6 protein-coding genes are annotated in these 4,041 nt (G+C 59.1%); 5 read left to right on the top strand and 1 reads right to left on the bottom strand.

The window, feature by feature from the left end:
• Nucleotides 1-208 precede the first annotated feature (208 nt).
• Together AEAC466_RS43360 and AEAC466_RS45160 are read left to right on the top strand one after the other, a co-directional pair.
• Entirely contained in the window at nucleotides 209-895 is a 687-nt protein-coding gene (locus AEAC466_RS43360; RefSeq protein ID WP_023460289.1) for an NnrU family protein, read from the top strand.
• 234 nt (nucleotides 896-1,129) lie between these two features.
• Nucleotides 1,130-1,252 carry a hypothetical protein gene (locus AEAC466_RS45160; RefSeq protein ID WP_255346300.1) on the top strand — a complete coding sequence of 41 codons (123 nt, stop codon included), beginning with the start codon at nucleotides 1,130-1,132 and terminating at the stop codon, nucleotides 1,250-1,252.
• A gap of 25 nt (nucleotides 1,253-1,277) precedes the next feature.
• Here AEAC466_RS45160 and AEAC466_RS43350 read toward each other — a convergent pair whose 3' ends face one another.
• Nucleotides 1,278-2,219 (bottom strand): Gfo/Idh/MocA family protein, encoded by a 942-nt coding sequence (locus AEAC466_RS43350; protein ID WP_023460287.1) that lies wholly within the window; start codon nucleotides 2,217-2,219, stop codon nucleotides 1,278-1,280.
• Nucleotides 2,220-2,386: 167 nt separating this feature from the next.
• On the opposite strand from AEAC466_RS43350, the gene AEAC466_RS43345 reads away from it, so the two are divergent.
• The 3 genes from AEAC466_RS43345 to AEAC466_RS43335 are packed head-to-tail and all read left to right on the top strand — an operon-like array spanning nucleotide 2,387 to nucleotide 3,946.
• Complete coding sequence (locus tag AEAC466_RS43345; protein WP_023460286.1) at nucleotides 2,387-3,292, top strand: hypothetical protein; 906 nt, start codon at nucleotides 2,387-2,389, stop codon at nucleotides 3,290-3,292.
• Nucleotides 3,285-3,614: a YnfA family protein gene (locus AEAC466_RS43340; RefSeq protein ID WP_023460285.1), complete on the top strand. Its 330-nt coding sequence runs from the start codon at nucleotides 3,285-3,287 to the stop codon at nucleotides 3,612-3,614. Before AEAC466_RS43345 ends, AEAC466_RS43340 begins: the two co-directional genes overlap by 8 nt.
• Nucleotides 3,615-3,649: 35 nt before the next feature.
• Nucleotides 3,650-3,946 (top strand): DUF1330 domain-containing protein, encoded by a 297-nt coding sequence (locus AEAC466_RS43335; RefSeq protein WP_023460284.1) that lies wholly within the window; start codon nucleotides 3,650-3,652, stop codon nucleotides 3,944-3,946.
• Nucleotides 3,947-4,041: the final 95 nt, after the last annotated feature.

Genomic DNA, 4,041 nt, shown 5'->3' with positions numbered 1-4,041 from the left:
CCCGCCCCCCGCGCCTGCCCCCCTGCCCCAGGTGGCGGCAGCGCCCATCCTGCCGCCCGCGACACCGCCATCATCGCCCCCCGCTGCACCAAAGCAGACCGAAGGCGACGTGCTGAACGCACCACTAATCCCCTATATCTGATCATTTTTCATCCCGCCGCGCAGATCGCTGTGCTAGTCCTGTAAGCGACTCGCCCCGGAGACAACCATGTGGACCCTGGCTCTTGCCTGCGCCTTCTTCCTCTTCATCCATCTGCTGATTAGCGGTACGACGATGAAGGAACAGATTATCGGTCGGATCGGCGGTGTCGCCTATTACATCCTGTTCTCATTGCTCTCGATCGGTGGCTTGATTTGGATGGGGATCGCCTTTGCCATGGCGCTGGGCGACCCGATGAATGTGGTCTTATGGAAGTCGGGCACCTTCCTGCGAGTCATCGGCCTGCTCGGTAATTTTCTGGCCTTCCTGCTGGTGGTTGTCGGTTTGACGACGCCCTCGCCAACCAACCTCCTGGCGCTGCGCCAGTTACCGGATAAGACCGTGTATGGCATTGTCCGCGTATCGCGCCATCCGGTTCTGGCCGGTATCGGCATATGGGCGGTGACGCACCTGATCACCAACGGCAATCTGGCGGCCTGGATATTTTTCGGGTCGATGCTGGCCCTGACCGCTTTGGGGGCCAATAATATCGACCGTAAGCGACTGGCCCTCATGGGGGACGTCTATGCGTCGATCAAGCGCCGCACCTCGATCGTGCCCTTCGTGGCGATTATCGAAGGCCGGACCGCCTTTGCACCGGAAGAATTGGGCGTCGCGCGCATGTTGCTGGCCGTATCGATGTTCTCGGCGATTGCTGCACTGCATGAGCTCTTATTCACCGCCCGCGCGATTTAACACAACTAAAAATAGATTAAGCACGCGCCCGCAATAATTTTATCGTGCCGAAAGCGGACAGGCGGAAATTTGGCTAATTTTCCGTTGATCTTATCACAATTGTTTGAACAAATAGGCCTATGCAGTAGCGCTTGGGTCGTTGCGACCTGAATAATTCAGGTGGGTGGGTTCACGTCGGTTATGAAAGTCTCAGCTTTCACCTTGTTGTTGTTTTTCATATCCGTGGCCTTGGTCATGGCTAGCCTGATCGGCTATTTCGGCATTGCACCCCAATTACGCGAATACCATTATTGGCTCATGACAGGCGGGTTCGCTGTATTGGCCCTCGGAATCATCTTCAAAGGCCAGCCGCAGTAAAGGCGAGCCGCGTTAAGCCGATACCTTATGTCGGTGCGACGTCTTCATCTATCGCCAAAGCCAGTTCCAGCGCCTTCAGGGCCGCGTCACCGGTGCACAACGGCGCGGCACGCGTTCCGCGAACGCAATCTAGGAAGCGGAAAACACTGGTCCCCAGCGGATCCTTGGCGATCGCCGCCTCAGCGAAATCCGGATTAAGCACGAACGGCGTATTGTTTTCGAATTTGCGGTTCAGCAGGTCGACGAACACTTCACCGCTCGGGTAAACGATACGCATAGTACGCTCGCGCTCGGCCGCCATACGGGACGCCTTGAAAACCGCCTTCATGCCGTTTTCAAAATCGACATCGGCCGTCACCTCATCCGCGCCGACGGCCCGGTAGCCGTCTTCGCTGCGATAGCTAGCCGTGGCCGTCAACCCGCCGGCGCCAACGCCCGCCAAAGTCAGAGCCAAATCGAGGTCGTGGATCATGAGGTCGAGCACAACAGACACATCGAGATTACGCGTCGAGGCCGTCCCGTTGCGTACCGCTTCGAGGCGCACGGGAATTTCAGGCACGTCATAAAGTCCCATGGCTTCGAACACGGCCCGTTCCTGATGGCCGCACGCCAGCACCAGGTTGGCGGCGCGGGCACGCTCGACCATAGCTTGCCCATCGTCTTCAGAAATGGCCAGGGGTTTTTCGGTATAGACATGTACTCCGGCATCCAGCGCTTTCAGCGCGACACCAGCATGGGCAAAGGCGGGCGTGGCAATGGTGACGGCATCGATGCTGGCCAGAAAAGCCCCGAGTTCATCGCCGCCGAAGGCCTTTACGCCGTGGGGCGCAGCTGCGGCTTCGGCCCGCGCCTTGTCGATATCGTAGATTCCGACAAACTCGACATCCTCAGCCTGCTTGTACTTATTGGCGTGGTATCCGCCGAATACGCCTGCTCCGGCTACGCCCACTCGCAATATGCTGGCCATGGTCCCTCACCTGTCACCAAAATCTCTGCGGGTACGGGCTTAACCCGTTTTGCGGCAAAAAAGGAATACACATTACGGACATAAATTGTGCAAAGCGTCATAATCCGCTTTTTCCCATGGCCCAAAGGGGCTAAAAGCAGCGGCACTTGTGACTATGGAGATCTCCCGTGAACCGATTGTTTGGCGCCTATGTGATCGTCGATTACAGCGCCGCCGAAGGCAAGAAGACCGGCGAATCCTCGGTATGGATTGGCGTGATGAAGCGCGACATCCGCTTCCGCCTGTCCTATCAGTCACATAACCCGGCAACGCGCGCCGAAGCCGCGACACTTCTGCGCACGCTTCTGGCCGACTTGCACAAACGCGGCGACCGCGTCCTGGTCGGCGTCGATTTCGCCCTGGGTTTCCCGCGCGGCACGGCAGCCCGTCTGCAACTGAAGACAGCGGATTGGCGCGGCATGTGGGATTTCCTGGCCAAGAACATCGTCGACAAGCCGGACAACAAGAATAACCGCTTCCAGGTGGCGGCGAAGATGAACCGTCTGATGACCGACGAAGCCTACCCGTTCTGGGGTTGCCCGAAAAGCGACGCACAGAAATGGCTATCGACGCTCAAACCGGACTCGTTCGGTGATTTCCCGGAATTGCGCCTGACGGAACAGGAAACCCTGAAGCTGCGCAAGGCCGCCCATTCCAAAAGTCTGTGGCAAATGCACGGCGCAGGTGTGGTCGGCGGTCAATCCATGCTGGGCATCACGGCGGTGAAATCTCTCGCGGAATCGCTGGGCGAGCAGGCGCAGGTGTGGCCGTTCCAGACCGGGTTCAACATGCTTACCGACGAAAGCGTGGCGGGCTTGTCGACCGTCATCGCCGAAATCTATTCGCCACTCTATGAGGGCGAACCGGAAGCCGGTGAAGTCAAGGACGCGACCGGCGTTCGACTGACCGCCACGGCGCTGGCCGAAGCGGACGACAAGGGGCAACTGGGCGCCCTGTTTGCCGGCCCCAAGGGCCTGAGCGAAGCGGATACCGCCATCGCCGCCACCGAAGAAGGCTGGATGCTCGGTGTTTAAACCGCTGGCGGTCTATATCCTGGCCGCCATCGCCGAAATTGCCGGTTGCTATAGCCTTTGGGCCGTACTCAAACTCAAGCAATCGCCCGCCTGGCTGATACCGGGCGCGCTCAGCCTGTGCGCGTTTGCGTGGCTTTTGACCCTCATTGACACGCCAGCGGCGGGCCGCGCCTATGCCGCTTACGGCGCCATCTACATAGCCGCATCGATTGGCTGGATGTGGCTGATCGAAAAACGGCCACCCGATCTATGGGATGGCGCGGGATTGATCCTGTGCCTGGCCGGTTCGGCGCTCATCCTTTTTGCACCGCGCACGGCATAGGGCCATCGCGACACACACCCGCAAGGAGTGATAACATGACCGCATACGTCATCATGATCAGGGACAGAATGATCGATCCGGACGAAATGGCCATCTACGCCGAATTGGCCCGCAAGGCGCGCGGCGACACGCCGCCCCGGCCGCTCGCCTTTTACGGACCGCATGAAACCCTGGAAGGCGCGGACGCCGACGGCATCGTTATTCTGGAATTCGACGATATGGACGCCGCGCGACGCTGGCACGGCTCCCCGGCCTATCAGGCTGCCATGCAGCACCGACACCGGGCTGCCGACTATCGCGTGCTGCTGGTGGACGGCGTAAAGCCAGCCTAGAGCGCTTTCCGAAAAGTGTGACGCACTTTTCGGAAAGCGCGTAAAAACAAAAAATTAGAGCGTCGATCTGATGCAGTCAGATCGGAACACGCTCT

It is taken from the genome of Asticcacaulis sp. AC466 (assembly GCF_000495815.1).
Taxonomy (GTDB): Bacteria; Pseudomonadota; Alphaproteobacteria; order Caulobacterales; family Caulobacteraceae; genus Asticcacaulis.
The sequence above is the reverse complement of the archived record's forward strand: the minus strand, read 5'-3'. Positions and strand labels throughout refer to the sequence as shown.

Excerpts from the sequence above, each read along its gene's own strand:
- AEAC466_RS45160 (WP_255346300.1), top strand. The coding sequence starts at position 1,130 with ATGGCTAGCCTGATCGGCTATTTCGGCATTGCACCCCAATTACGCGAA.
- AEAC466_RS43360 (WP_023460289.1), top strand. The coding sequence starts at position 209 with ATGTGGACCCTGGCTCTTGCCTGCGCCTTCTTCCTCTTCATCCATCTG.
- AEAC466_RS43335 (WP_023460284.1), top strand. The coding sequence starts at position 3,650 with ATGACCGCATACGTCATCATGATCAGGGACAGAATGATCGATCCGGAC.
- AEAC466_RS43350 (WP_023460287.1), bottom strand. The coding sequence starts at position 2,219 with ATGGCCAGCATATTGCGAGTGGGCGTAGCCGGAGCAGGCGTATTCGGC.